The sequence below is a fragment of the Breznakia blatticola genome (assembly GCF_004365815.1).
In the GTDB taxonomy this organism is placed as follows: Bacteria; Bacillota_I; Bacilli_A; order Erysipelotrichales; family Erysipelotrichaceae; genus Breznakia; species Breznakia blatticola.
Map to the genome: position 1 here is coordinate 26,094 of NZ_SODD01000008.1, position 26,555 is coordinate 52,648.

The 26,555-nt window shown below is 34.5% G+C and carries 29 protein-coding genes, 1 tRNA gene and 1 other annotated feature; of the genes, 25 read left to right on the forward strand and 5 right to left on the reverse strand.

Going from position 1 to position 26,555, the window contains the following annotated elements; all coding sequences use genetic code 11:
* The first annotated feature begins 42 nt into the window (after positions 1 to 42).
* The 13 genes from EDD63_RS03735 to EDD63_RS03795 all read left to right on the forward strand — a co-directional run bounded on the left by EDD63_RS03735 (position 43) and on the right by EDD63_RS03795 (position 9,791).
* Entirely contained in the window at positions 43 to 378 is a 336-nt protein-coding gene (locus EDD63_RS03735; protein ID WP_134168621.1) for a hypothetical protein, read from the forward strand.
* 107 nt (positions 379 to 485) lie between these two features.
* Positions 486 to 726, forward strand: a binding site (T-box leader).
* 34 nt (positions 727 to 760) lie between these two features.
* On the forward strand, positions 761 to 1,885 hold the full coding sequence (gene hisZ / locus EDD63_RS03740) for an ATP phosphoribosyltransferase regulatory subunit (RefSeq protein WP_134168624.1): 1,125 nt from the start codon (positions 761 to 763) through the stop codon (positions 1,883 to 1,885).
* Entirely contained in the window at positions 1,882 to 2,526 is a 645-nt protein-coding gene (gene hisG / locus EDD63_RS03745; RefSeq protein WP_134168626.1) for an ATP phosphoribosyltransferase, read from the forward strand. Before hisZ ends, hisG begins: the two co-directional genes overlap by 4 nt.
* A complete protein-coding gene (gene hisD, locus EDD63_RS03750; RefSeq protein ID WP_134168628.1) occupies positions 2,510 to 3,802 on the forward strand; it encodes a histidinol dehydrogenase in 1,293 nt (430 codons plus the stop codon). The genes hisG and hisD overlap by 17 nt, the downstream gene beginning before the upstream one ends.
* Positions 3,789 to 4,805, forward strand: a complete 1,017-nt coding sequence (hisC, locus tag EDD63_RS03755) for a histidinol-phosphate transaminase (protein WP_134168630.1) — start codon at positions 3,789 to 3,791, stop codon at positions 4,803 to 4,805. Before hisD ends, hisC begins: the two co-directional genes overlap by 14 nt.
* Positions 4,806 to 4,814: 9 nt before the next feature.
* Positions 4,815 to 5,399, forward strand: coding sequence for an imidazoleglycerol-phosphate dehydratase HisB (hisB, locus tag EDD63_RS03760; RefSeq protein ID WP_134168632.1), 585 nt, complete (start codon positions 4,815 to 4,817; stop codon positions 5,397 to 5,399).
* The gene (gene hisH / locus EDD63_RS03765) at positions 5,396 to 6,019 is read left to right on the forward strand and encodes an imidazole glycerol phosphate synthase subunit HisH (protein ID WP_134168634.1); all 624 of its coding nucleotides are present in this window, start codon (positions 5,396 to 5,398) and stop codon (positions 6,017 to 6,019) included. The genes hisB and hisH overlap by 4 nt, the downstream gene beginning before the upstream one ends.
* Positions 5,997 to 6,728 carry a 1-(5-phosphoribosyl)-5-[(5-phosphoribosylamino)methylideneamino]imidazole-4-carboxamide isomerase gene (gene hisA / locus EDD63_RS03770; RefSeq protein WP_134168636.1) on the forward strand — a complete coding sequence of 244 codons (732 nt, stop codon included), beginning with the start codon at positions 5,997 to 5,999 and terminating at the stop codon, positions 6,726 to 6,728. The genes hisH and hisA overlap by 23 nt, the downstream gene beginning before the upstream one ends.
* The gene (gene hisF, locus EDD63_RS03775) at positions 6,722 to 7,483 is read left to right on the forward strand and encodes an imidazole glycerol phosphate synthase subunit HisF (protein ID WP_134168638.1); all 762 of its coding nucleotides are present in this window, start codon (positions 6,722 to 6,724) and stop codon (positions 7,481 to 7,483) included. Before hisA ends, hisF begins: the two co-directional genes overlap by 7 nt.
* A 1-nt stretch (position 7,484) precedes the next feature.
* The gene (gene hisI, locus EDD63_RS03780) at positions 7,485 to 7,802 is read left to right on the forward strand and encodes a phosphoribosyl-AMP cyclohydrolase (RefSeq protein WP_134168640.1); all 318 of its coding nucleotides are present in this window, start codon (positions 7,485 to 7,487) and stop codon (positions 7,800 to 7,802) included.
* An 8-nt stretch (positions 7,803 to 7,810) separates the two neighbouring features.
* Positions 7,811 to 8,143, forward strand: coding sequence for a phosphoribosyl-ATP diphosphatase (gene hisE, locus EDD63_RS03785; protein WP_134168642.1), 333 nt, complete (start codon positions 7,811 to 7,813; stop codon positions 8,141 to 8,143).
* On the forward strand, positions 8,143 to 8,913 hold the full coding sequence (locus tag EDD63_RS03790; protein ID WP_208318295.1) for a histidinol-phosphatase: 771 nt from the start codon (positions 8,143 to 8,145) through the stop codon (positions 8,911 to 8,913). Before hisE ends, EDD63_RS03790 begins: the two co-directional genes overlap by 1 nt.
* An 8-nt stretch (positions 8,914 to 8,921) precedes the next feature.
* Positions 8,922 to 9,791: an HAD family hydrolase gene (locus EDD63_RS03795; RefSeq protein ID WP_134168647.1), complete on the forward strand. Its 870-nt coding sequence runs from the start codon at positions 8,922 to 8,924 to the stop codon at positions 9,789 to 9,791.
* A gap of 26 nt (positions 9,792 to 9,817) precedes the next feature.
* On the opposite strand, the gene EDD63_RS03800 is transcribed toward EDD63_RS03795, so the two are convergent.
* Positions 9,818 to 10,696 carry a class I SAM-dependent methyltransferase gene (locus EDD63_RS03800; protein ID WP_134168649.1) on the reverse strand — a complete coding sequence of 293 codons (879 nt, stop codon included), beginning with the start codon at positions 10,694 to 10,696 and terminating at the stop codon, positions 9,818 to 9,820.
* A 110-nt stretch (positions 10,697 to 10,806) separates the two neighbouring features.
* On the opposite strand from EDD63_RS03800, the gene EDD63_RS03805 reads away from it, so the two are divergent.
* Entirely contained in the window at positions 10,807 to 11,445 is a 639-nt protein-coding gene (locus EDD63_RS03805; protein WP_134168651.1) for a hypothetical protein, read from the forward strand.
* A gap of 1 nt (position 11,446) precedes the next feature.
* On the forward strand, positions 11,447 to 11,905 hold the full coding sequence (locus tag EDD63_RS03810; protein WP_134168653.1) for a GNAT family N-acetyltransferase: 459 nt from the start codon (positions 11,447 to 11,449) through the stop codon (positions 11,903 to 11,905).
* A 26-nt stretch (positions 11,906 to 11,931) separates the two neighbouring features.
* Here EDD63_RS03810 and EDD63_RS03815 read toward each other — a convergent pair whose 3' ends face one another.
* Both EDD63_RS03815 and EDD63_RS03820 read right to left on the reverse strand, forming a co-directional pair.
* Positions 11,932 to 12,774 (reverse strand): aldo/keto reductase, encoded by an 843-nt coding sequence (locus tag EDD63_RS03815; RefSeq protein ID WP_134168655.1) that lies wholly within the window; start codon positions 12,772 to 12,774, stop codon positions 11,932 to 11,934.
* Positions 12,775 to 12,785: 11 nt separating this feature from the next.
* Positions 12,786 to 13,298 (reverse strand): nitroreductase family protein, encoded by a 513-nt coding sequence (locus tag EDD63_RS03820; protein ID WP_134168657.1) that lies wholly within the window; start codon positions 13,296 to 13,298, stop codon positions 12,786 to 12,788.
* Positions 13,299 to 13,381: 83 nt separating this feature from the next.
* Between EDD63_RS03820 and EDD63_RS03825 the strand changes: the two genes are divergently transcribed.
* The 7 genes from EDD63_RS03825 to EDD63_RS03855 all read left to right on the forward strand — a co-directional run bounded on the left by EDD63_RS03825 (position 13,382) and on the right by EDD63_RS03855 (position 20,894).
* Positions 13,382 to 15,595 (forward strand): peptidase U32 family protein, encoded by a 2,214-nt coding sequence (locus EDD63_RS03825; protein WP_134168659.1) that lies wholly within the window; start codon positions 13,382 to 13,384, stop codon positions 15,593 to 15,595.
* 182 nt (positions 15,596 to 15,777) lie between these two features.
* Positions 15,778 to 16,446, forward strand: coding sequence for an ankyrin repeat domain-containing protein (locus EDD63_RS03830; protein ID WP_134168661.1), 669 nt, complete (start codon positions 15,778 to 15,780; stop codon positions 16,444 to 16,446).
* Positions 16,447 to 16,457: 11 nt separating this feature from the next.
* Positions 16,458 to 18,542: an elongation factor G gene (locus tag EDD63_RS03835; RefSeq protein ID WP_134168663.1), complete on the forward strand. Its 2,085-nt coding sequence runs from the start codon at positions 16,458 to 16,460 to the stop codon at positions 18,540 to 18,542.
* Positions 18,543 to 18,676: 134 nt separating this feature from the next.
* Positions 18,677 to 19,348 (forward strand): hypothetical protein, encoded by a 672-nt coding sequence (locus EDD63_RS03840; RefSeq protein WP_134168665.1) that lies wholly within the window; start codon positions 18,677 to 18,679, stop codon positions 19,346 to 19,348.
* 79 nt (positions 19,349 to 19,427) lie between these two features.
* A tRNA-His gene (locus tag EDD63_RS03845) sits at positions 19,428 to 19,503 on the forward strand.
* Between the two features lie 226 nt (positions 19,504 to 19,729).
* Complete coding sequence (locus tag EDD63_RS03850; protein WP_134168667.1) at positions 19,730 to 20,191, forward strand: LytTR family DNA-binding domain-containing protein; 462 nt, start codon at positions 19,730 to 19,732, stop codon at positions 20,189 to 20,191.
* Positions 20,184 to 20,894, forward strand: coding sequence for a LiaF transmembrane domain-containing protein (locus EDD63_RS03855; protein ID WP_134168669.1), 711 nt, complete (start codon positions 20,184 to 20,186; stop codon positions 20,892 to 20,894). Before EDD63_RS03850 ends, EDD63_RS03855 begins: the two co-directional genes overlap by 8 nt.
* Positions 20,895 to 21,347: 453 nt before the next feature.
* Here EDD63_RS03855 and EDD63_RS03860 read toward each other — a convergent pair whose 3' ends face one another.
* Positions 21,348 to 21,755, reverse strand: a complete 408-nt coding sequence (locus EDD63_RS03860) for a hypothetical protein (protein ID WP_134168671.1) — start codon at positions 21,753 to 21,755, stop codon at positions 21,348 to 21,350.
* A 128-nt stretch (positions 21,756 to 21,883) separates the two neighbouring features.
* Between EDD63_RS03860 and EDD63_RS03865 the strand changes: the two genes are divergently transcribed.
* Positions 21,884 to 22,495 carry a cysteine hydrolase family protein gene (locus EDD63_RS03865; protein WP_134168673.1) on the forward strand — a complete coding sequence of 204 codons (612 nt, stop codon included), beginning with the start codon at positions 21,884 to 21,886 and terminating at the stop codon, positions 22,493 to 22,495.
* A gap of 4 nt (positions 22,496 to 22,499) precedes the next feature.
* Positions 22,500 to 23,981 (forward strand): nicotinate phosphoribosyltransferase, encoded by a 1,482-nt coding sequence (locus EDD63_RS03870; protein ID WP_134168675.1) that lies wholly within the window; start codon positions 22,500 to 22,502, stop codon positions 23,979 to 23,981.
* A 22-nt stretch (positions 23,982 to 24,003) separates the two neighbouring features.
* Here the strand turns inward: EDD63_RS03870 and EDD63_RS03875 are convergent, their stop codons facing one another.
* A complete protein-coding gene (locus tag EDD63_RS03875; protein WP_134168677.1) occupies positions 24,004 to 24,585 on the reverse strand; it encodes a TetR/AcrR family transcriptional regulator in 582 nt (193 codons plus the stop codon).
* 166 nt (positions 24,586 to 24,751) lie between these two features.
* On the opposite strand from EDD63_RS03875, the gene EDD63_RS03880 reads away from it, so the two are divergent.
* Entirely contained in the window at positions 24,752 to 26,521 is a 1,770-nt protein-coding gene (locus EDD63_RS03880) for an oleate hydratase (RefSeq protein WP_134168679.1), read from the forward strand.
* Positions 26,522 to 26,555 lie beyond the last annotated feature (34 nt).

Consider the following 26,555-nt stretch of genomic DNA (forward strand, 5'->3'; position numbering starts at 1 on the left):
GGTGAATATAATGATGAGCACCTTGCTTAGAAAGGAGGAACTATGGAACTTGTATTACCAAAACACTATGTTGCAGTAGATAACAAATTGGAACATTTTGCACAAGGGTATTGGACGCATACTGGACATGCGCAGTGGACGTACACAATAACAAAGACCGATTGTAAAAATATCTCTTGGTGGTTGAGTGTTGGCTCAACGGTCTCAAGTGCGATTGCATATTTTTGTGCGGCTGCTGCACCGTATGCTAGTGCAATATCAACTGTGCTAGGTGGAGCTGCAAAAGTATTTAAATCAGGTGCGAACGGAAATGGAATTCGTGTGTATTTCCACACAATGGCTTGGGGAAGAACCCCTCGATGGGCAAGTTATCTATAAGCCGGAAACCAGAGAAATCTGGTTTTTCTTATTTATGAAAATATTTACATGAAAGAAAATGAAAATACTGTTGACACAATGAAACATACGTCATATAATAATTCTAACAATAAACGATGATAAGAAATAGTAACGTATCTAAAAAGCGTAGAGACTTCTTGGTTGGTGAAAAAGAAGATTGGCAGATTCGTGAACACGTCTTGGAGTTATGAAGGTGAAATAAGTAGTCTTCATCGGTGTCCCTGCAACCGTTATCTTGCTAGAGTATGATAGTACTCGAAGAGGTTGGTGCTGTGAAGTATCAATAAAAAAAGGTGGAACCACGTAAGTTAAACTTTCGTCCTTTGGATGGAAGTTTTTTTTGTATATAAAGGAGGATCATATGAATATATTTAGTGTACCATCAGGAATGCGTGATTTAGTATTGACTGAGGCGAAAAAGAAAAGACAACTACAACAAGAAATTGAGAAAACATTTCGATTATGGGGATATGATGAAGTCATAACTCCAGGAATTGAATACTATGAGACATATGCTGTCGGTTTTCAAAATATAAAGGAACAAGACTTTTATAAATCTATGGATGATCATGGGCGTATTGTGACATTAAAAGCTGATATGACAATTCCAATTGCACGTGTTTGTGCCACGAAGTTTAAAGACGTTAGTGGACCACTACGTTTTTCATATAGTGCTAATGTATTCAAATCACACGAAACATTATCAGGAAATAAAAATGAAATTACGGATTGTGGAGTAGAACTGATTGGTCTTGCTGAACCTGAAGGAGATATTGAAATACTTGTAACTGCACTAGATGCACTAAAAGTAGTAGGTACACAGGATTTCACCTTTGAAATTGGTGATGTACGTTTCTTTAAAGAAGCCTGTAAAGCAGCAAATTTAAGTGATGAACAAATGGAAGTATTAGCAGATTTGATTGATCGTAAAGCACTAGTTGACTTAAAAAATTACGTAAATGAACTAGCAATAGATGAAGCTTATGCAACATTCTTTACAGAGATGATTTGGTGGAGTGGTCCAGTAGATGTATTAGATATGGCACAACGTTTTGCTTTCAATGATGAATTACTTGCTGTCATTGATAATTTACGAAGTGTATATCAAACACTAGAAACACTAGGATACAAAGATGTTGTTTCTTTTGATTTGAGTAAGATTGGAAACTTGAATTACTATACAGGTATTATTTTTGATGCCTTTGTTGAAGGGGTTGGATTACGTGTGCTTTCTGGAGGACGCTATGATGATTTACTTGAACGTTTTGGAAAAGCAAGTCCAGCTGTTGGATTTTCAATCAAACTTGATCAATTAATGGAAGCTTACACTTATGAAGAGCAAGCAAAGAAAGTAGAAATTGAATATGGTCGTGATGCACTTGTGGAAGCCATTGCATTGCGTAAGACATATGATGAAAATACAATTGTTGTATTGACACCCAATACATCAATTACAGGAGTTAAAGTAAAAGGAGAACAGTTATGATTTCAATTGCATTAACGAAAGGTAGATTGCAAAAGCAAAGTGTAAAGATGCTAGATGCTTGTGGTTATGGTATTGAAAACTTACAAAAAGATACACGTCAACTTGTAATTCAAGATACGAAAAAAGATATTGAATACTTTTTAGTAAAAGCAGCAGACTGTGTGACCTATGTTGAACAAGGTGTTGCAGACTTAGGTTTTGTTGGTAAAGATACACTATTAGAATCAAGAAATCGTTTTTATGAGTTACTTGATTTGGAACTAGGAAAATGTGGATTTATCGTAGCTAGTTTGCCAGGTAAAGATCCATTCACAAAAACTGGACACATTAAAATAGGGACAAAATATCCAACAGTCGCAAAAACATACTTTAAACAATGTGGTCTTGATGTTGAAATCATTAAAATTGAAGGTTCAGTAGAACTTGCACCGATACTTGGCTTATGTGATGCGATTGTGGATATCATGGAAACAGGAACGACACTAAAAGAAAATGGTTTAGTTGTTTTGGACCGTATTTGTGATATTAGTGCACGTGTCATTGTGAATAAAGCAAGTTTTCGTTTGAAACGTGATGAAATCATGCAGGTACTTACGGATTTGCAAAAGGAGGTAAGAAATCGAAATGTTGAAGCAAATTGATATACAAGATAAAGCTGCTTTTAATGAATTATTGCAAGCACGTTCGATGGAAATCGACCCAAATATTACAGCATCTGTCTTAGATATTTTACGTGATGTAAAAAAACGTAAAGATGAAGCATTAAAAGAATATACAAATAAATTTGATGGTGTATCTTTAGATTCCTTTACTGTTAGTAAAGAAGAAATCGATGAGGCATATGCTAACTGTGATCCAAATTTGATTGCCATACTAGAAGAAGCAAAGAAAAACATTACATTTTATCATGAAGCGCAAAAACGCCAAGGATATGAGTTAGAAAAAGATAATGGTGTGTATATGGGACAACGCGTGATTCCATTAGAGAAGGTTGGAATTTATGTACCTGGAGGACGTTCACCTTACCCAAGTACTGTACTTATGGATGTGATTCCTGCAAAAATCGCTGGCGTTAAAGAAGTAATTATGGTCTCACCACCAAATAAAGAAGGAAAGATCAATCCTGTGATTCTAGCAACTGCAAAAATCGCTGGCGTGGATACGATTTATAAAGTTGGTGGTGCACAAGCAATTGCAGCACTTGCATATGGAACTGAAAGTATTCCTCGTGTAGATAAAATTGTAGGTCCAGGTAATATTTACGTAGCCGAAGCAAAAAAACTGGTATATGGACAAGTGGATATTGACATGGTTGCAGGGCCAAGTGAGATTCTAGTAATCGCAGATACCAAAGCAAATCCAGCATATATTGCAGCAGATTTAATGAGTCAAGCAGAACATGATCCAATGGCAAGTAGTATTTTAATTACAACAAGTAAAACTTTGGTAGATCAAGTTGAACAAGAATTAGCCAAACAAATGAAAGATATGCCTAGAAAAGATATTATCGAGACATCATTTAACGCATACGGGTATACGATGGTTGTAACTAGTGTTGAAGAAGCGATTACCTATTCAAATGCGATTGCACCAGAACACTTAGAGTTAATGGTAGAAGATGCAAAAGAATATTTACCACTTGTTACAAATGCAGGAAGTGTCTTTTTGGGATATTACAGTTGTGAAAGTATTGGAGATTACTTCGGAGGGACAAATCACGTACTTCCAACCAATGGAACCGCTCGGTTTTATTCACCATTAGGGGTTCACAGTTTTGTGAAAACAAGTTCATATTTGTATTATCCAAAAGAAGTATTGTTAGAAGAAGGAAGGAAAATTGCAACATTTGCAATACAAGAAGAATTATTTGCACATGCAAATGCAGTTGAGGTTAGATTAGATAATGAAAAAGATTGATGCATATGAAGCAAATCAACAACAAGGATTGTTGTTGAATGCAAATGAAAATCCAAAAAATATCGATGCCGACATCCTGGAATCCATTATTGAAGATATAAAGAATATTGATTTTAATCGTTATCCAGACAATGATGTTACAATGATTAGAGAAGCATATGCAAGCTATATTGGGGTTGATGCAGATCAAATTATGGTTGGTAATGGAAGTGATGAAGTTTTAGGATTACTAATTCACTTACGTTTAGGATCGAATAAAACTCTTTATACACTTGAATACGATTTTTCAATGTACGACTATTATGCAACATTGCAAGATGCAAACATTGTACGCTTTCCTTTGAAAGTAGAAGACACATTTGATGTTGATTCATTTATTCAACTTGGAAAGAAAGCGAATCCGGATTTGATTTGTTTTTCAAATCCAAACAATCCAACAGGACGTTGTATTGAAAAAGAAGATCTTATAAAAATTGTAGAGGCATTTGCGAATACATATGTCATTATTGATGAAGCATATGCAGAATTCAGCGATAGTTCTATGATTGATCAAGTGGATGTATACAAAAACTTACTAGTGACTAGAACACTATCTAAAGCATTTGGTTTAGCTGCCATTCGTTGTGGAATGATGATTGCACACAAAGAAACGATGGAAACATTACAGACGTATAAAGTGCCCTATAATGTAAATACATTAACTCAAGTCGTGGCTACTAGAGTCCTCCAACAGAAAGAACGTGTGCAAGAAAATATTGAACAAATCAAACAAGCTAGAGATGTTATGTATGAGGATTATGGACGTGATAAACCAAAGAATGTTACACTATATCCATCATGCGCAAACTATTTCTATGGCACAAGTACAAATAAAGAGAAGTTGTTACAACTAATGGATGATGCACAAATCATCATTCGTAATTTCAAAGATGAATATTTTAGAATAACCGTAGGTTCAAATGAAGATAATAAGAAAGTTATGGATATCTTACGAAAGGTATAAGGTGAAAGTATGAAACGTATTGCGAGTAAGAAAAGAGATACAAAAGAAACACAAATTGAAATGTCAATCAATCTAGATGGTAGTGGTACATGTGATATTGATACAGGTGTTGGTTTTTTTGATCACATGCTGACGTTGTTTGCATTTCACTCAAATATCGATTTACGCTGTAAAGCAAAAGGAGATTTATATGTAGATGATCACCACATGATTGAAGATTGTGGAATTTTGCTTGGTGAACTAATCCAAGATGCTTTAGCAGATAAACGTGGAATCGCACGTTATGGAAGTATGCGTTTAGTAATGGATGAAACATTATGTACAGTGGATTTGGATATTAGTGGACGTCCATATTTGGTGTTTAATGCATCATTTACACGTGATAACATCAACAATTATTCACTAGAAATGACCAAAGAATTCTTCTATGCACTAGCCATGCAAGCACGACTTACATTGCACATCAATATTGCGTATGGAGATAATGATCACCACAAAGTAGAAGCGATGTTTAAAGGGTTTGGGCGTGCATTGAGACAGGCAATTCGTGTTGAAGGTACAGCAATTCCTTCGAGCAAGGGAGTGATTCAATGATAGCGATTATTGATTATGGGTTAGGAAATCTACATAGTGTAAAAAATGCTTTAGATACACTAGGTGCGAAAACGATAATTACGTCGGATCCATACGAAATCGAACGTGCTGATGGGGTTATTTTACCTGGTGTTGGTGCATTTGAAGAAGCGATGCAAAATCTAAATAAACGAAACTTGATTGATGTTGTGTATCAAGTTGTAAAAAACAAAACACCACTATTAGGTATTTGCTTGGGTATGCAGGTTATGTTTGAAAGAGGATATGAAGGCCAAATTACAGACGGGTTTTCTTTCTTTAAAGGAGAAGTTACACGTATCAAAGTGGATGGAAAAATTCCACATATGGGTTGGAATCAACTTGAATATACACAAGATGATGTGCTTATTGATAAAGAACAAGATGCATATGTGTATTTTGTACACAGTTTTGTTGCTACAAACTATGATGAAGATGATCTAGTTGCGTATAGTATGTATGGGAATGCAAAAATTCCTGCGTATTTTCATAAGGGACAAATTTATGCGATGCAATATCACCCTGAAAAAAGTGGTGAAGTTGGACTTGCAATGCTAAAGAAATTTATGGAGGTGTGTGATGATTATTCTACCAGCAATTGATATACTTGATGGAAAACCTGTTCGTTTATACAAAGGGGATTACAATCAAGTGGAACGTGTTGACGGAAGTATCTTAGAACTTGCCAAACAATTTGAAGCGGCAGGTGCACAGTATATACACCTTGTGGATTTGGATGGGGCAAAAGATGGAATGCTAAAAAATGCACAGGCTATTGTTGAAGTTGCCAAAACCTTATCGATACCTATTGAAATCGGTGGTGGAATTCGCAACATGGAAGCAATTGATTACTATCTAAAAAACGGTGTAAGTCGTGTGATATTAGGAACGGTTGCTTTAGAAAATCCAGATTTTCTAGCACAAGCACTTGCTAGTTATGGGGATAAGATTGCAGTCGGTGTAGACTTTAAAGACGGTTATGTATATGGTCGTGGTTGGCTTGAAGCAAGTAATGAACACTATTTAGACTTCACAAAGAAGCTTGAAAACATGGGTGTGAAAACAATTATTGTGACAGATATCTCAAAAGATGGAACACTGAGTGGAATAAATGCATCGATGTATCAAGAATTGCAAAACCATGTCAACATGCAAATTATTGCCAGTGGTGGAATTAAAGATATTGATGATATTGCTGCACTTGCAAAGATTAAAAATTTCTATGGTGCAATTACAGGTAAGGCTATGTATCATAAAACGCTTGATTTAAAACAAGCGATTGCAGTTGCAAAGGGGGAAATCTCATGCTAACAAAACGAATCATTCCTTGTTTAGATGTAAGAGAAGGAAAAGTGGTGAAAGGAGTCAACTTTGTTGGAATCAAAGAAGTTGGTGATCCCGTTACTTTAGCTAAAGAATACTATACACAAGGAGCAGATGAGATTGTGTTTTTAGATATTACAGCAACACATGAAGAACGTAAAACGATGGTTGATGTTGCAAATGATGTCGCAAAAGAAATCTACATTCCTTTTACGATTGGTGGTGGGATTCGCTCAGTTGAAGATATGCGTAACATGTTGTTAGCTGGTGCAGATAAAATTTCATTAAACTCTGCAGCTATTAAGCAACCAGAGTTAATTTCACAAGGAGCGAAAGCTTTTGGTTCGCAATGCGTAGTAGTCGCAATTGATGCAAAGAAACGCGAAGATAACAGTGGATGGAATGTATTTGTTGCTGGTGGTCGTATTGATACAGGATTGGATTTACTTGATTGGGTAAAAACAGCGGTTGATTTAGGTGCAGGAGAAATCTTGCTAACAAGTATGGATGCAGATGGAACCAAACAAGGATTTGATATAGAGATGTTACGTGCCGTCAATGCCATTATTGACGTGCCACTTATTGCGAGTGGCGGATGTGGAAGTCTTGAAGATTTTTATGAAGTCTTCAAAGAAGATGTAGCTGATGCAGCATTAGCAGCTAGTTTATTTCATTATGGTGAATTAACTGTTGGACAAGTAAAGCGTTACTTAGATGAGCGCGGCATTCCAGTGAGGGTTTAAGATGATTGATAAAATAGATTTTGCAAAACAAGGTGGATTAGTTCCAGTAATTGTACAAGAAGAAGGAAGCAATGAAATCTTGATGCTTGCATATATGAATGAAGAAAGCTTACAAAAAACAATCGACACAAAGCTAGCGACATATTACTCACGTAGTCGAAACGAACTTTGGCTAAAAGGTGAAACAAGTGGGCATTATCAACACGTGGTTCATATGTATTTGGATTGCGATTATGATACAATATTGTTAGTTGTGAAACAGGATGGAGTTGCCTGTCATACAGGTGAAAAATCATGTTTCTTTCATAAAGTTTTATAGGAGGACGTATGGCAAAAAATGAATTACAAGTGTTATATGAAACACTACTTGATCGAAAAGAACATGCAGAAGTTGGAAGCTATACTGCATATTTATATGAAAAAGGTTTAGAAAAAATCTTGAAAAAAATCGGTGAAGAAGCAACCGAAGTCATTATTGCAGCAATGAAGGAAAATAATAAAGAGGAAATCGTAAATGAAATTAGCGATTTACTTTACCACCTTTTTGTCTTAATGGCAGAAAAGAATATTACATTGGATGATGTAAATAATGAACTTGAAAAACGTAGTCAAAAAAGTGGGAACTTAAAACCAGAAAGAAAACCTGTGGAGAAATATTAATGCAGTCATTTAATTATCATACACATACCGTTCGTTGTGGACATGCAGTTGGAAAAGATGAAGAATATATTCAAAATGCAATCAAATCAGGCTTTCAAGTACTTGGTTTTAGTGAACATTTAGGATATGATGGTTGGGACGATCCACAAGAGCGAATTCCGTTTCTTGAAATGGATGCCTACTTTCAACGTATGTATGAACTAAAAGAGAAGTATAAAGATCAAATTGAAATCCGTGTAGGTGTTGAGTTCGAATATTTTGAAGATAAGAAAGAATACCTTAAGGATGTTCAATCACGTTGTGACTATATGATTGTTGGTCAACATGCAAAAAACTTTGATCACTATTATGATCATGGCTGTAGTGATGATGATGTAGATTATATGGCAGAACAAATCATTGCAGCATTAGATGCAAAATTGACTACATATGTAGCACATGTGGATTACTTTATGCTAGGAAAAGAAGATTTCACCAAACGCAATGAAGAAGCAATCGCACGTATTTGTGATGCCGTAAATCGCAATGATGCAGTCTTAGAAATCAATCTTAAAGGGATGAAGTATGGTAAGAAGGTATATCCTACAGGAATGCAATATATGTATCCACACTATGATGTGTTTAAAATTATTGCAAACAAAGGATGTAAGGTTGTCTTTGGGTATGATGCACATAACCCAAGTGTGCTACTCGATCGCTCTTTGGAGCAAATAGCACAAAAAGAAATGCAAGGTTTACAATTGCATTTTATTGACACATTAAAATTATAGGAGTATGTATGATTCGATTATTTGTAAGTGATTTAGATGGAACTTTATTGAATGAGGACCATGTGGTAAGTAAAGAAAATATTAAAGCGGTTGAAATGTTACGTCATCATGGCGTTTCTTTTATGCCAGCAAGTGGAAGAGACTATTTAGCTTTACAGCAAGCAATAGAACCAATTGATGTTCGACCAAAGTGTATTGCTTTAAATGGAGCGCAGTTCTATGATAATCAAGGCAATTGTTTAGTTGTAAATCCATTAGAACGTGATGCAATTGTTGAAATTCAAGCAATTCTTGACACATTTGGACTTTCTCCTGACTATTATGCTACAGAAGGTCGTTATGCATTTTATGAAGGTGATGATTTTATCGGTTATGTTCGTGAAAGAATTTTAAGATTATTTCATGGAGAAAAACAAGAAAACTTAGATGAAATCATTAAAAACTTTACAAAGGACTATCATGTTGAAAGTAATCTTACAAATATTTTGGATTTAGAGATTTTAAAATTAGAAATTATTTGCACTGATGCACAAAATAAAATCGATGTACAAAAAGCACTTGAAGTAGTTCAAGGTATTACCGTAACATCGTCACACGAATTGAACCTTGAAGTGAATGCTTTAGCAGCAACAAAAGGACATGCAATTCAACAAGTATGTGATGTGTATGGGTATAAACCTGAAGAAGTACTCGTAGTTGGTGATGGCTTAAATGACATCTCAATGCTTGAGAAATTCGAGAATTCATATGCGATGGGACAGGCAAGTAAAACAGTTAAAAATGCTGCAAATTATGTAGCATTAAGCAATGAAGAAGATGGAATTGCAAAACTGATCTATAAAGTATTAGAAGACAATGAAAAAGAAGCAAATCAATAATGTGATATGATACGCTTCTTTTTTTACTATTTTGCTTCCCAACGTCCGTAGATTCCACATGGCAAAACTTGATTTGTATATGTGATTGGTAATCCAATTTCACCACAAGTAACTTGACCTTGGCCTTGTTGCTTTTTCACGGTTAAGTGTAAAACATTTTCTAGTACAGTTGCCCCTAATCCGGTTGTATACGAGTTTACTAGGAAAAATAATGCATCTTTATCTAAGATATCTAGACAAGCAGAGATTAGTGGATACAATTGTTCTTCAATTTTCCACATTTCACCATTTGGTCCTCTTCCATAACTTGGTGGATCCATAATAATTGCGTGATATGTACGTCCACGTCTTGCTTCGCGTTTTACGAACTTGACACAGTCTTCAACAATAAAACGAATTTTCTTATCTGTTAGATGACTGAGTTGCATATTTTCTTTTGCCCAGTTGACCATTCCTTTTGATGCATCAACGTGAACTACTTCACTTGCGCCTGCACTGGCACATGCAAGAGTTGCTCCACCAGTATAAGCAAATAGATTTAAAACTCGAATGTCATCACGTCCACTATTTCTAATTGTATCCATCATATAGTCCCAGTTTGCTGCTTGCTCAGGGAATAAACCTGTGTGTTTAAATCCTGTAGGGCTAACTTTGAAAGTCAGTTCTTTATATGAAATTGTCCAATGTTCAGGAACTTTCTTGATAAACTCCCAATGACCACCGCCAGATTTTGAGCGATGATAATGCGCGTCAACTTTTCTCCACATAGAGTTTGACGTATCGACTGGCCATATAACTTGAGGATCTGGACGACGTAAAATCACGTTCTTCCAACGCTCTAATTTTTCTCCATTTCCACAATCTATACATTCATAATCTTTCCAGTTATTTGCTATTAATTTCATAGACACCTCATAATTTCTTTTCCTATTATACCATGGTGTGCAATTGTTTAAAAAAGGAATCTACATTATTTGATTTATGGTATAATGTTTTGGTATATGCAGGAGGCACTATGAAAAAACTTGGAAAATTATTTCTTGTCGCAATGCTGATTACTTTGGTCGCATGTGGTGGATCAAAGAATGATGAAGTAGAAGTGGCAAAGACACAAATAAAAACAAATGAAGTATATGAAGCACCAAAAAATGCATTTGAATATCAAGTGGTAACTTACAATGAATTAACAGATGCACTTAAATCAAATGATGAAGAAAAAATTGCAAATTTAGTTGCACAAAACTTTGCGATTGATTTCTTTAGTTTAAAAAATAAAGAAAGTTCAGAAGATGTTGGTGGATTAACATACATCCCTGAAGATCGTCGTGAGGAATGGAAGACGTTTGCCATGAACTACGTATATGCAAATTACCGTTTCATCAGTGATGATTATGGAAAAGCAAACTTACCAGTCGTAAGTGAAGCGAAAGTAACAAATACGACTACAGAAGCATTAAGTTATACAGTTACAGTTCCTGGAAATGAAGCTGAAGGAACAACAGATACGGTAGAAACACAAGATTTTGATGCATATGTTGTTACAATTTCAATTTCATATGAAGATACAAGTGTAAAAGCTGATGAATTGAAAAGTGAAGCAACGATTTATGTCATCAACAACAATGGTCGCTTAGAAATTATCAAACTTCAATAATATGGATGTATGTCTAATTGAAGATGTAAAACAAAAAGAAACTATTGCGCGTGCGGTGTTAGAGCGGTTAGAGACTTGGTTTGGTATAGAAAGTTCACGTGAAAATTATATCGAGCAAACACGTAATGAAATTTGTTTTGTAGTATTTGAAACAAATAAACCAGTTGGTTTTATTAGTTTGAAAAAAACAAGCGAAGTAACTTTAGAAGTAACAGTAATGGGTGTTTATATCGATAAACAACGAAAAGGATATGGTCATGCTTTACTTCAACAAGCAGAAATCTATGCAAAAAATCATGGATACAAAATGCTTCAAGTAAAAACAGTCGCAAGTGGACATTATGCATCGTATGATCAAACGAATTTGTTTTACCAAAAGGAAGGTTTTCTACCAGTAGAGATATTTCCAACCTTATGGGATGCTCATAATCCTTGCCAACTCTATGTAAAATGTATATAAAAAAAGGAACTCGTAAGTTCCTTTTTTTAGAAGTTTGCTGTATCTGGATCTGTGTTAGAGTTTGTATCCTCATAAGGTAATGCGTCGATATAATTCATGTCTTCTGTTGTGATATCAAAATCAAAGACATCTAAGTTAGAGGCAATACGCTCTGGATTTGTTGAACGAGGTAGTGGCAAGAAGTCATGTTGTAAGTGCCAACGTAAAAGTAATTGTCCAACATTTTTATTGTATTTTGCAGCTAATTCCACGATTTCTTTTTTCTGAATCAAATCACCGCTTGCTAATGGGCTCCAAGCTTCAATTAGAATTTCATGTTCACGGCAATACGCTACCGTTTCTTTATGTAATTGACCAGGGTGTAATTCAATTTGATTCACCATTGGTGCAATTTCCATTGTTTTCTCTAATTCTTGCAGATGGTGTGGTAAGAAGTTTGATACTCCAATTGCACGCACCTTTCCTTCTTTATATAAGTATTCCATCGCTTTCCATGAAGCAGCATTCATCGCTTGCCAGTTCTCACGATATTTTACTGGGTTTGGCCAGTGAATTAAATATAAATCAATATAGTCTACACCTAGTTTTTCTAGTGAAGTGTTAAATGCATCCAGTGTTTCGTCATAACCGCGTACGTCGTTCCATAGTTTTGTTGTGATGAATAGACTTTCACGATCTACATTTGCATCACGAATGGCTTCACCAACGAACTCTTCATTGGCATACACTGCAGATGTATCAATATGTGTATATCCTGCTTTAATTGCTTCTTTCACGCTTGGATAAGCGAGTTCTCTTGTGTTTAATTTCCAAGTACCAAATCCAATTCTTGGAATTTCAACACCATTTTTTAATGTATAGTTTTGCATAATTTTCTCCTTTAGTATGTATTGTGATGCACGATTGCATCAATTTCGCGTCTTGGACGTTTTGCATATGGTTCATTTGCATATCCTAGAGGCATAAGGGCAACAACTTTATAAGTTTCTGGAATGTTTAGTAAGGTTTTTACTTCTTCTTCAGGGAATACACCAACCCAGCAAGTACCTAATCCTTGATTTGTTGCTTCTAGGCTTGCGTGCGTAATTGCGATTGCTGTATCTGCCATGTAGTATGGTTTTTCATCACGTAGTCCACTACTGTCTGGTCGAGCAATGAATACAAGGTTATGTGAACACATCGTATAGGCACTTTCACTTGGGTTATAGCGCACAAGGGCACCTAGTTTTTCTAATGTTTGACGATCATCAACCACAATCACTTCAAAGCATTGTTTGTTTTTCCAAGTTGGAGCACTTTGAATTGCATGAAGAACTTCTTGTAACTTTTCATCTTCTACAACTTTGTCGTGATATTTTCGAATACTACAACGTTTATTAAAAACTTCTAACATTATGAATCCTCCTTAACTATGTACATTATAAGACAATTTATTAAAAATGAAAAACATATGCAACTTTATGATACAATACGGACATGAAAAAAATTGAGTTATTGGCACCAGCCGGAAATAAAGAAAGTGCGATTGCTGCCATTCAAAATGGAGCAGATGCTTTATATTTAAGTGGAGAATTGTTTGGGGCAAGAGCCTTTGCGGCAAACTTTTCAATGGATGAAATACGCGAAATGGTTCAGTATGCGCATGCATATGGATGTAAAATTTATATAACTGTTAATACACTAATTTACCAACATGAATTCCACAACGTGATGCATTACATTGATGATTTATATCATGCGCAAGTAGATGCTTGTATTGTGCAAGATTTAGGCTTACTTTATGCAATACGTAAAACATATCCTGATTTTGAAGTGCATGCTTCTACACAAATGCATATATACAATCATGAAGCATTAGCCTTTTTGCATAGTCAAGGTGTTAGCCGTGCAGTACTCGCCCGTGAGACTTCATATAAGCAAATGTTAAGCTATAGAGACATAGATATAGAAAAAGAAGTATTTGTGCATGGAGCACTTTGTATTTCATTTTCAGGACAATGTCTATTTTCTGCGCTTCATATGCATCGTAGTGGAAATCGTGGAATGTGTGCGCAAAATTGTCGTATGCTATATCGCTTATATGAAAATGGAACGATGGTACACGATTATGCATATTTACTAAGTCCAAAAGATAACTTTTTATTAGAAGATATTGACCAGTTAAAAAATGCCGAAGTGCATTCACTGAAAATTGAAGGTCGAATGAAAAGTCCACAATATGTTGCATATACAACGATGTTGTATCGTCAAGCAATTGATCAAGAACATTTCAAGATACGAGATGATCAATTGGACCAGTTGAAGGTATTGTTTAATCGTCATTACACAAAAGCTCATTTTCATGAAAAGAATGATAAGCAAATGATGAATCACGAAAGACCAAATCATGTCGGTATTCCTTTAGGTAAAGTTGTATATATTCGCAACAATCGTATTGGAATTTCACTAGTTGCAGATATTAAACAACATGACGGGATTCGTTTTCTAAATGAAAGTAATGATGGATTTACACTGAATCGAATTTATGTACAAGACTTACTAGTCAATGGTGCCAATAAAGGAGATGTAATCGAGATTGATAAAGGAAAACTTTCCGTTAAAGTTGGCTGTGAAGTAGTTAAGACAAAGGATGTGCAACTTGAAGCAACAATTAGTCAAAGTTATCAACACCTAAAACGAAAAGTAGATGTGTATGCAAAAGTGAAATTACGCATTGGTAAACCTTTAGAAATAACTGTCAGTGATGGTATCCATGAAGTGCAAAAAGTAAGTGATTGTAATATTGATAAAGCACAAAAGCGTCCAGTTGAAGCAGCAGATATTCAAAAACGTATCGATAAAACCAACGATACAATATTTGCCTTTAAACAAATTGAAGTAGAAAAAGATGATGATATTTTCTTACCTTTACAGCAAATTAATGCTTTACGTCGACAAGCATTGGATGCACTTTATGATTTGCGGGTACAAGATTTCACACGTAAACATGTACAATTTGCATGTGCACCTATCAAGGACACATTTGAAAGTTTTTCACTTGAACTTACGGTACTAAACGAGGAACAATTACTTGCATGTAAAGATGTAAAAGCTAGCCTATTCACAAGCAATTATGAGTTGTATAAAACCTACAAAGATCAAATGCCTGTTATGTATCGCCAGAGCAATGTTGTAAGTACACAATGTGATGAAGCTAAGATGGTCGGGGATATCGGAGGTCTAAATCAAGGAAAAATCATTGATGAAAGTCTTAATGTATCCAACAGTGAATCTTTGGCATATTTACAATCGATGCAAAATCAACATATTTATGTGTCACGCGAATTGACGCATGAAGCAATTTTTGATCTTGTTCAAGACTTTCAAAAGACATATCACTTTTTACCGAATATAGGTGTTGTTCTTTATGGAAAAGCAAAAGTGATGCATATCAAAACCAATATTATCAAAGCAGCAATTTCAAGGACAAATGTAAATGCGCAATATTATTTAGAGGATTTACATAAGCATCGATATTATCTTCAAGAAGATAAAGATGGCTACATTTCCATCTATCAAGATATGCCAAAAGATGAAATTGCAAATATTGATCAATACAAGCAAATGGGAATTGAACACTTTCGACTTGATTTTACAGATGAATCAGAAAAAGAAGTTAAAGCGATTCTTGCAAAAATTCCAAATTATTAGCAGATACTACCACATGGATGCGCATGTGGTTTTTATTTGCTATATTAATTTCAAGAGAGGGGTGATGAGTATGCAAAACATTCAAGGATCAGTAAGTGAAGAAATCATCATCCCAATTTTTTTGTTTGTTTCATGATGCGAAGAGAATTCGCATTTTTTAGTGAATGAAAGGAAGTGTTGAAATGGACGAGCAAATGAAAATCCTGTGGAACACAGGAGCTACGGGGGATGTAACTACACTAGTTGCCCAAATTAAAAAGGGATTGGATATTAATTATCAAAATCCAGAAGGAAGAACCATTCTCATGCGTGCTGCTAAAAGAGATTATAAAGATGTCGTACGAATTTTAATTGATAATGGTGCAGATGTAAATTTAAGAGACAATCAAGGAAGAACTGCATTGATGGGAGCAGCAAAAAAAGGTAATAAGACCATCGTAAAGAAATTAATGGAAGCAGGAGCGGATATTAATATTCAAGATTGCAAGGGACGCACAGCATTGATGCGTGCAGCATTCTTGGGGTATGATCGTGTAATTCGTGAATTATTGAAAGGTGATTTAATGCTCGATTTACGTGATGAAAAAGGAAGAACCGCATTAATGGAAGCATGTCTAGCGTATAAACAAGATGCAATTGATTTATTGCTAGTGGCAAAAGCAGATGTAAACTTACAAGATAATAATGGTTGTACTGCATTAATGCGCGCAGCATATGCTGGATATGCAGGATTAGTTGAAAAATTACTTGATTATGGTGCAGATAAAAATATTGAAGATGAAGATGGAAAGAAAGCCATCAATTATGTTCGAGAGTCATTAAAAAGTGAACTTGAACCGTTATTAGGATAGGGGGACAAAGTATGAGAGATTATAAATCAAGTGAAATACGTAATGTCGCCGTGTTAGGACATAGTGGTTCAGGAAAGACTTCTATTTTAGAAGCGATGCTTTATTTTACAAAAGCAAGTGATCGTTTTGGAAAAACAAGTGAAGGAAGTTCACTTATTGATTATGACAGTGAAGAAATTGCGAGAGGAATGTCGATTTATACATCGATTGTTCCAATTGAGTGGCAAGATTATAAAATTAACTTCTTAGATACTCCAGGATATCTAGATTATATTGGAGAACAAGAAGCAGCAATGGAAGTTTGTGATAATGCATTAATTATTGTGAGTGCAAAAGATAAAGTACAACCAGGAACGATTAATGCGTGGGAAGCTGCAAAGGATAAAAAGATTCCAGCAATTTTCTTTATTAACAAACTAGATGAAGATCATACATCATTTGATGAAACATACAATGCATTGCGTGATACATTTGGGAAAAGTGTTATTCCTTTTGAGATGCCAATTTTAGAAAATGGAGAAGTAATTGGTTCAATTAACATTTTAAGAGATAAAGTGTGGTACTTTAAAGGTGAAAAGGCTAGTCGTGATACAGCATATGATGTACCTGATGACTATCGTGAAATCGTTGATACATATAAAGCACAAATTGCAGAAACTGTAGCAATGGGTGATGATGAATTGATGGAAAAATACTTTAGTGGAGAAGAATTCACTGAAGCACAACTTACAAAAGGTGTTCGTATTGGTGTTCGTAATGGGGATATTGTTCCTGTATTTAGTGGTTCAGCAACGTTATCAGTTGGTATTGAACGTTTAATGGACCTTATTGTGAAGTATTTTCCAACGTATGGTGAGCAAGGTACAATTGTTCTGACTGACACAAAAACAAATGAATTAGTGGAACTACAAACAGCAGAAGATGAAGCGTTAAGCGCACTTGTATTTAAAACAATTGTTGACCCATTTGTTGGTAAAATTTCGTTCTTAAAGGTGTTAAGTGGTACACTGACAAGTGATACGGCAGTATACAACCCGAAAAAAGATGAAATGGAGAAAATCTCACAAATCTTTATTATCAAAGGAAAGCACCAAACTGCTGTAGGAAAACTATTTACAGGTGATATTGGAGCGGTAAGTAAATTACAATTTACACAAACGAATGATACACTTTGTGATAAAGGAAAACATTATGTGGCAGATCCAATACCATTTACAAAAGGACTACTTGGTCATGCAATTCGTCCAAAGACAAAAGCGGATGATGATAAAGTAAATGGAGCACTTCAAAAAGTACTCGAAGAAGATCAAACAACATGGATCGATAACAATAAAGAAACGAAACAAATTGTTCTTTATGGAGTTGGAGAACAACACTTTGAAGTGATTGTTAATAAAATGAAAAATCGCTATAAAGTCGATGTTGAATTAAGTGATCCAAAAGTACAATATCGTGAAACGATTAAAAAGAAAGTGGAAGCCGAAGGTCGACACAAGAAACAATCTGGTGGTCATGGACAATTCGGACATGTATTTATTGAATTCTTACCGAATCCAGATGAAGAAGAAATGGTTTTTGAGACACGAGTTGTTGGTGGAGCAGTGCCAAAAGGATATTTCCCAGCAGTTGAAACAGGGTTACGTGAAGCTATGGAAACTGGAGTACTGGCTGGATACAAAATGGTAAACACAAAAGCGGTTTTATATGATGGTAAATATCATGATGTCGATTCAAATGAATTATCATTTAAACTTGCTGCAAGTTTAGCTTATAAAGATGGTATTCCTAAAGCAAACCCAGTATTATTGGAACCAATTATGAGTTTGAGAATTTCAGTTCCTGATGAATACACAGGAAATGTAATTGGTGAAATCAATAAACGTAGAGGAATGATTATTTCGATGGATCTTGAAGGAGGAAAACAGGTAATTACAGCAACTGCACCATTAGCAGAAATACTTGACTTCCCAACGATACTACGTGCTTGTACACAAGGTCGTGGACATTATACGCAAGAATTTGAACGCTATGATGAAATACCAAATGCAATGAAAGATCAAATCATTGATAAGGCACGAAAAGCAAAAGAAGCATAAGAGAAATGACCGGTAGTTTTTAACTATCGGTTTTCTTGCATATCAATATTGAATATTACGTGAAGTGTATGATTGCAATTGTAAAAGTATCAGATACTTAGTATAATAATTATTGTTAGAATTGGGAGCGCGTTATGAAAAAGAATCAAGAAGTTAATGAACAAAAAGAAAATGTTGAAAAAAATGGTGGTGACTGGGAAGTTGCTGAGCAAAAAGTAAAAATAGGAACTGAATGGAAAAGTGCAGACCAATTAAAGAAGAGTTTCTTTGTTGAACTTTTAATCGCAATTGCCTTTGCGGTATTAACTGTTTATGCATTTACACTTAGTATCTTTTTAGGAGTAGTTATTTTATTCATTACGTTATTCTTTGTTTTAACGGCAATGGGTTCAATTAGTGCATTAAAATCCATTGATGAACGAATTGAGTTTACACCTAATATTAATTTTAAAGACAAAGTAAACGGATTGCGTAAAAAAGTAGATGTAAATGCTAGCATGCGTAAACGTATTGTGATGACTACAGAAGTAGAAACAGAACTACCAGATGCATATAACTCAATTGCAATTGGATCTAAAATTATCGTAGAAAAAGAAAAGGTGTCTTTAGATAATGGAACTTTCTTAGGAAGTATCAATAAAAAAGATATGACGAAACTTCGTGCATATCTTAAAGAAAATAAAGATGTTACTGGTTTTATTGGACGTGTCTTAAATGTAAAAGAAAAAGATGGTGATTATGTTGAAATTGAGATTTCAGCACAAGTGGATCCTGAGACAGTAACACCAACTCCAGAGAATAAGTAAAATTATTTCAAATAGTGAGCAAAACCTATTTACAAACGGTATCTTTTTGTTTATAATAGGTAATGCTTACTGAAATATGGCGGTCGTGGTGAAGTGGTTAACACAGCGGGTTGTGGTCCCGTCATGCGTGGGTTCAAATCCCATCGGTCGCCCCATATAAAGCAATAAACCTCTAGCAATAGAGGTTTTTATTATGCTCATTCGATTTTGGCATACATTTGGCATACAATGTATGTCATTTTTACAATCTCAAGTGCAGATAACTACTTAAAAGCGTGCATGATGCTCAATTATTGCATCTTAACCGTAAATTCTTACCACTTAGCGTGAAAGCCTATGTTTTTTCATTGAGTTTAGTATAATACATGTAAGGAGAATTTTATGAAGATACACATTGAGTTAATTGAAGATGATAATGATGAAGAAATTGTCATTAAAACAAAAGATATAACTAAAGAAATAAAAGATATACAAAAATTCATCCAAAATCGACTCAAAGGGGTAAAACGGTTAGTACTCTACAAGGGTGAAGAAGAATTGTATGTACCAGTGGAAAACATTCTCTTTTTTGAAACATCAGAAGACAGCGTGTATGCCCACACGAAGAATGATGCGTATATGGTTAAACATCGACTATACGAGTTAGAAAAAGAATTACCAGAATACTTTATGCGAGTAAGTAAATCGACGATTATAAATATCACTAAAGTGATGTCGATTCAAAAGAACCTCACAAGCAGCAGTTTGGTTCGGTTCATGAATAGTGTAAAAGAAGTTTATGTTTCTAGAATGTATTACAAAGAATTGAAGCTACGTCTTCACGAAAGGAGTTATTATGAATAAAAAAACAAATTGGCTATGGGGAATTGTGTTTATAGCAGTAGGGGTCATGATTGTACTTGTTCCTATGTTAGGATTATCTATCAATCTAATGCATATGATTTGGACTGTACTATTACTGCTATGTGTTGTAAGTAATATTAAATACAGAAACTGGTTTTTAATTGTAATGCCACTATGTTTGGCAGTATGGATTAATCGTTCCTATCTACAAATTGAAGATGTCTTAAGCTTCTTTCCATTAATGGGTGCTGGGGTGTTTGTAAGTATTGGACTTTCTATTATATTCAAAGATCACTCCTATCGTTACAATCATATTCGCTATCACCGTAGTGGAAAACATGCAGATTATACAAAACAAAGCAGCCATGATGAAAGTGTGATCAATATTGATACTGCATTATCAGGAAGTGCACAATATATACATTCACAAAATCTACGACTAATTACAGCAGAAGTTAGTTTAGGTTCTCTTCAATTATATTTACAACAAGCAAAACTAGATCCAGAGGGAGCGACAATCAAACTAGATGTATCACTTGCTACTCTTACTTTATATATTCCAAAAGAATGGAACACACAAGTTGATGTATCTTCTAGTTTAGGTGGTGTAGATGAAGGTTTTCATGAAAGAGACTATAATCTACCAAAACTTCTTATTACTGGAGAAGTAGCTCTTGGGAATTTGGAAATCATCTATATTTAGGTGATTTTTTCTTTATTATAATATAATCCTACTAAACGTGTAGGAAATGCTTGACATTGTTTTCTTTTATGGTATTATATAGACAGGATAGGAAAGGTATACATACCAAAATGTTCACCAGGGAAGGGTGAACAAAGTAATATCTTATTTTCCTACTAGGAAGGTAGGAAATGTCGAGTTTTTGTCTAAAATTCATTGTTATCCCCCCAAAACATTAATTTTGACATGCGCTTTGTAGGAAGGGCGTCTACTCAAAATAAAAAGCAATCATCAACACGCATGATTGCTTTTTATTTTCAATTTATTTACATTAATGAAAAAATTCAAATTAATATTTACATTTCTTTGACCTATTGCTATAATGAACTAAGTAAAACGAGGTTAAATATCCCTTTCCTATCTTCCTACCTTGTTTTACATCCTAATTAATAAAGCCCAATTTAAGGGCTTTTTTTATGTTCTCTTTGAAAATTTTGTTTTACACTTTGGACAAGTGATTTCAATTTTACCTTTTCCACTAGGCACACGTACAACTTGTTTGCACTTAGGACATTTGTAGTACTTATGACTCTTATCTTCAAATCTGCGTTTTGTGCGTCTAAAAGGAGCACGGATTTTATACCACATTCCTAGAAACTTATTGTTTTCAATACGACGGCGATATACTTTACGTGAGAAGAAACGAAACCAGAAAATGATAAGCGGAATCCACGTTATTGTGGCAGTAATCCAATTACTACCCACAAATAATGCCATTACAATGTTGAAGACTACTGCAAATGCCAACAAGAAAGTGTTCAGTTGGTCATTTCCATAACGTCCTTGCATAAATTGATATAACTTGTATTTTAATTTATTCATGTCTACCTCTTTTGTATTAAGATATATTATATTCCTGTTAAAGAATAATACAAGGGCTGTTGATATTTTTCAGGTAAAGTTCACAGTTTGGTGTATAATAGTAATCATAAAGTAAAGGATGGAAGTTTATGGCAAAATTAAAACCAGAAACAATGGACACCTTGGCAAGGACATCTTTGTCTGAATTGCAGCGACCACATGTGTTTGTTGTGGATATGATTAATGGCTTTATCAAAGAAGGAGCACTTAGTGATTCTTACATTATGCATATTACAAATCCAATTCAAGATCTTGTAAAACAAGCACATGCAACGACATTTATATGTGATTCTCACAACTTGGATGCAAAAGAATTTGATGCATATCCAATTCACTGTATTAAGGATACTAGTGAAAGTGAAGTGATTGATGAAATGCAACCACTAGTTAAACGATTGATTCATAAAAATAGTACCAATACATTTATGGCAAAAGAATTTCAAGATCAATTACCTGACTTATTAAGTCAATTTGATGATTTTGTCTTAGTTGGTTGTTGTACAGATATTTGCATTTTACACTTTGCATTAAGTTTACAAACATTTATCAATGAACATAATCTAAGTGATAAACGTGTTATTGTACCTGTGAATATGGTGGAAACGTATGATATTCCAGAAGTACATTCTCGTGACAAGGCAAATCAAACTGCTTGTGAATTAATGATAAACAATGGTATTCAAGTTGTGGTAATGGAGTAATATTATGAAAACATACGATTTAAAATTTGATTTACGTGATGCACGTAATTTATCACTTGTGATGGACTTCTATGAGTTGACGATGTCTCAAGTGTACTTTAATGAAGGAAGACAAGACCAAGTTGTAACTTTTGATTACTTCTATCGTAAAAATCCAGATAATGGAGGATTTGCAATTTTTGCAGGACTAGAAGAATTGATTGGTTACATTCAAAACTTGCATTTTAATGAAGAAGATATTTTCTATTTACAATCATTGGGACGTTTCGATGAAAAGTTTCTAGATTATTTACGTCACTTTATTTTTACAGGTAATGTATATGCAGTAAAAGAGGGAACTGTCGTATTTCCAAACGAACCAATTATTCGTGTCGAAGCACCAATTATCGAAGCACAGTTAATTGAAACGGCTTTGCTATTATGTTGTAATCATCAAAGTTTAATTGCAACAAAAGCAAATCGTGTCGTTCGTGCAAGTAAAGGTAGAAGTGTATTAGAGTTTGGAGCACGACGTGCACATAACTTTGATGCTGCAAACTATGGAGCAAGAGCAGCATATATTGGTGGGGTATTTGGAACAAGTAATACAAAAGCAGGACAAATGTTTCATATGCCTGTCTCAGGAACAATGGCGCATAGTTTTATTCAAAGCTATCCAAGTGAGTACGAAGCGTTTGTTGCATATGCAAAACACTTTCCAAAAGAAACATCATTATTGCTAGATACTTATGACACATTAAACAGTGGTCTACTTAATGCCATTCGTGTGCATAAAGAAGTTCTGCTACCACAAGGAAACTACTTACAAAGTGTTCGAATTGATAGTGGGGATATTGCCTATTTATCAAAACGAATTCGTGAACGATTGGATGCAGAAGGAATGCAGGACACAAAAATTATTGCATCTAATTCATTTGATGAATATATTATTAAGTCACTAATTGATCAAGGTGCTAAAATTGATGTTTTTGGAGTTGGTGAAAACTTAATTTGTTCAAAAAGTTCTCCAGTCTTTGGTGGAGTGTATAAACTAAGTTCAATTAAAGAAGAAGATGGAAGTTATACGCCAAAAATTAAAGTATCAGATAATGCTATCAAGCTTACAAATCCTGGAAAGAAAGAATTATATCGTGTATATTGCTTAAAAAATGGAAAAGCACTTGCTGATTTATTAACACTCTCTCACGAAGTGTTAAATGAAGAAGAAGATCTTGTGATTTATCACCCACAAGATGTTTGGAAGTTTAAAACTATTGAAAAAGGAACGTATCGTTTGGAACGCTTATTGGTTCCAATTATTGAACATGGAAATCTTGTTTATGATTGCCCAAGTTTAGAAGATATTCGTAAACATGCAAATGCAAGTAGAGAAACGATGTGGGATGAAATCTTACGTTTTGAATATCCACAAGAATACTATGTAGATTTATCGAAGGAATTGTTAGATTTGAAACTAAGCTTATTAGAAAGTGTACGAAAAAAATAAAAGAGAATCGCGGATTCTCTTTTTATTTTGGGATTTCATTTAAGCTTTTCAAACCGTGGTATACAAGATTTGCAGTTAGTTTTTGATATTCAAGAAAGCTGATTTCATCTGGTTGTTCAAGCCACATACGATAACAATGTACGATATTTTCAAGTACATAAGATGAAATGATTTGCGCAACCTTATCATTACAATGGTATTTCTTTAAAATATACGTTTTTACGTGTTTTACATATCGCTTTTTTACACCGTTGAATATAAACATATAGGAGTTTGCTTGCATTAGATAATTGTAAAACGATTGATCACAGTTGATGAAATCATATACAACTTGCATTAGCAGTTCATAGTTTATTTCATCAACATCTTTGAAGTTGTGATCATTGACCATCATCAATTGATTATAGATGGTATCTTGCAGTTCAATGAAATAATCATCAAGGGATGGATAGTGTATGTAAAAGGTCTTGCGATGAATGTTACAGCGTTTAGTTACTTCTTGAACGGTAATTTTGTGGAAGGGCATTTCTACTATCATCGCTTTCAGTGTTTGATCAATATGATGTTTTGTCTCTAATCCTTTTTCAATTTGTGATGTATTCATTTTTCTACCTCGTTCGTCAATTGTTTTACACACACCAGATTTTAAAATCTGGTTATTGTACCTCTATTGTACGCTAAATATAATAGGAGCATGCAACTAATGCACATGAACTAATTAATTATATAGTGGAAATGTATGCAGGAATGTTGAGATACAGGAGGAAGATATGAAATATACAAATGGAAATTATGAAGCATTTGCTAGACCAAGAAAACCACAAGGAGTTGATGATAAGTCTGCACATATTGTAGGTTCAGGTTTAGCAGGACTTGCTGCAGCGGTCTTCTTAATTCGTGATGGTCAAATGAAAGGTAGTAATATTCATATTTATGAAGAGTTAGGTATCAATGGTGGTTCTTTGGATGGAACATTTATACCACACGATGGATTTGTTGTCCGTGGTGGACGTGAAATGGAAAATCACTTTGAGTGTTTATGGGACTTATTTCGTTCTGTGCCATCACTAGAAGTAGAAAATGCATCTGTACTTGATGAGTTTTACTGGTTAGATAAAGATGATCCAAACTCTTCAAATTGTAGAATTATCGAAAAACGCGGACAAAGAGTTACTGATGATGGTATGTTTACTTTAACAAAACAAGCCCAAAAAGAGATAGTTGAATTATTTATGACAAGTGAAGATCGTCTAATTGGTAAGAAAATAGAAGATGTATTTACAGATGAATTCTTCGCATCGAATTTCTGGATTTACTGGAGTAGTATGTTTGCTTTTGAAACATGGCATTCAGCTATTGAAATGCGTCGATATATTATGCGTTTTATTCACCATATTAAAGGATTACCTGATTTCACTGCATTAAAATTCACAAAGTATAATCAATATGAGTCATTAGTCAAACCATTGTTGAGTTACTTGGAAAAAGAAGGTGTACATTTTGAGATGAATACACGAGTGGATAATGTACTTGTTGATATAACAGAGCATAAAAAAGTCGCAAAAATCTTAAAGCTTGTTAAGGATGATGAGCCTATGGAAGTTGTACTATCAGAAAATGATTTAGTCTTTGTAACAAATGGTTCTATCACTGAAAGTTCAACTCAAGGTGATCACAATACACCTGCACGAATCACACATGAATTAGGTGGAAGTTGGAAGTTATGGAAAAACTTAGCAAGTCAAAGTAAAGAGTTTGGTAATCCGGATGTGTTCTGCGAAAATCTACCAGAAAAAAGTTGGTATGTTTCAGCAACAGTAACGTTTAAAAACTTTGATATCGAACCATATTTAGAACGTTTGACACACCGTAAAATGCGCTCAGGCAAAGTGGTGACTGGTGGAATTGTCACAGTGAAAGATTCAAATTGGATGTTATCATTTACAATGCATAGACAACCACACTTCAAGGAACAAAAAGACAATGAAAGCGTTGCATGGGTATATGCGCTATATTCTGGAATTCCAGGAAACTACATCAAAAAACCAGTTGAAGAATGCTCGGGTAAAGAAATTGCTGCGGAGTTGATGTATCACTTAGGTGTACCAGAAAATCAAATTGATGCGATGGTAAATAGTTGTGTCTCAATTCCAGTGTATATGCCATTTATCACTTCGTATTTTATGGTACGTAAAGAAGGTGACCGTCCACTTGTTGTACCAAAAGATGCAACGAATTTAGCCTTTATTGGAAATTTTGCGGATACAAAAAGAGATACCGTTTTCACAACTGAATATTCAGTTCGTACGGCAATGGAAGCTGTATATCAATTACTTGATATTGAACGTGGTGTTCCTGAGGTCTTTGCATCAGCTTACGATCTTCGTGAACTTGCCAATTCAGTATATTATCTATCAGATAAAAAGAAACTTAGTGAAATGGAATTACCATTTGTTGAAAAGCATTTGGTTAAACATTTCATGAAGAAAATAGATGGAACATATATTGAAGAATTACTTAAAAATGCAAAACTTTTATAAGTATGTGTATATAAAAAATGAAGCACTTGAATCA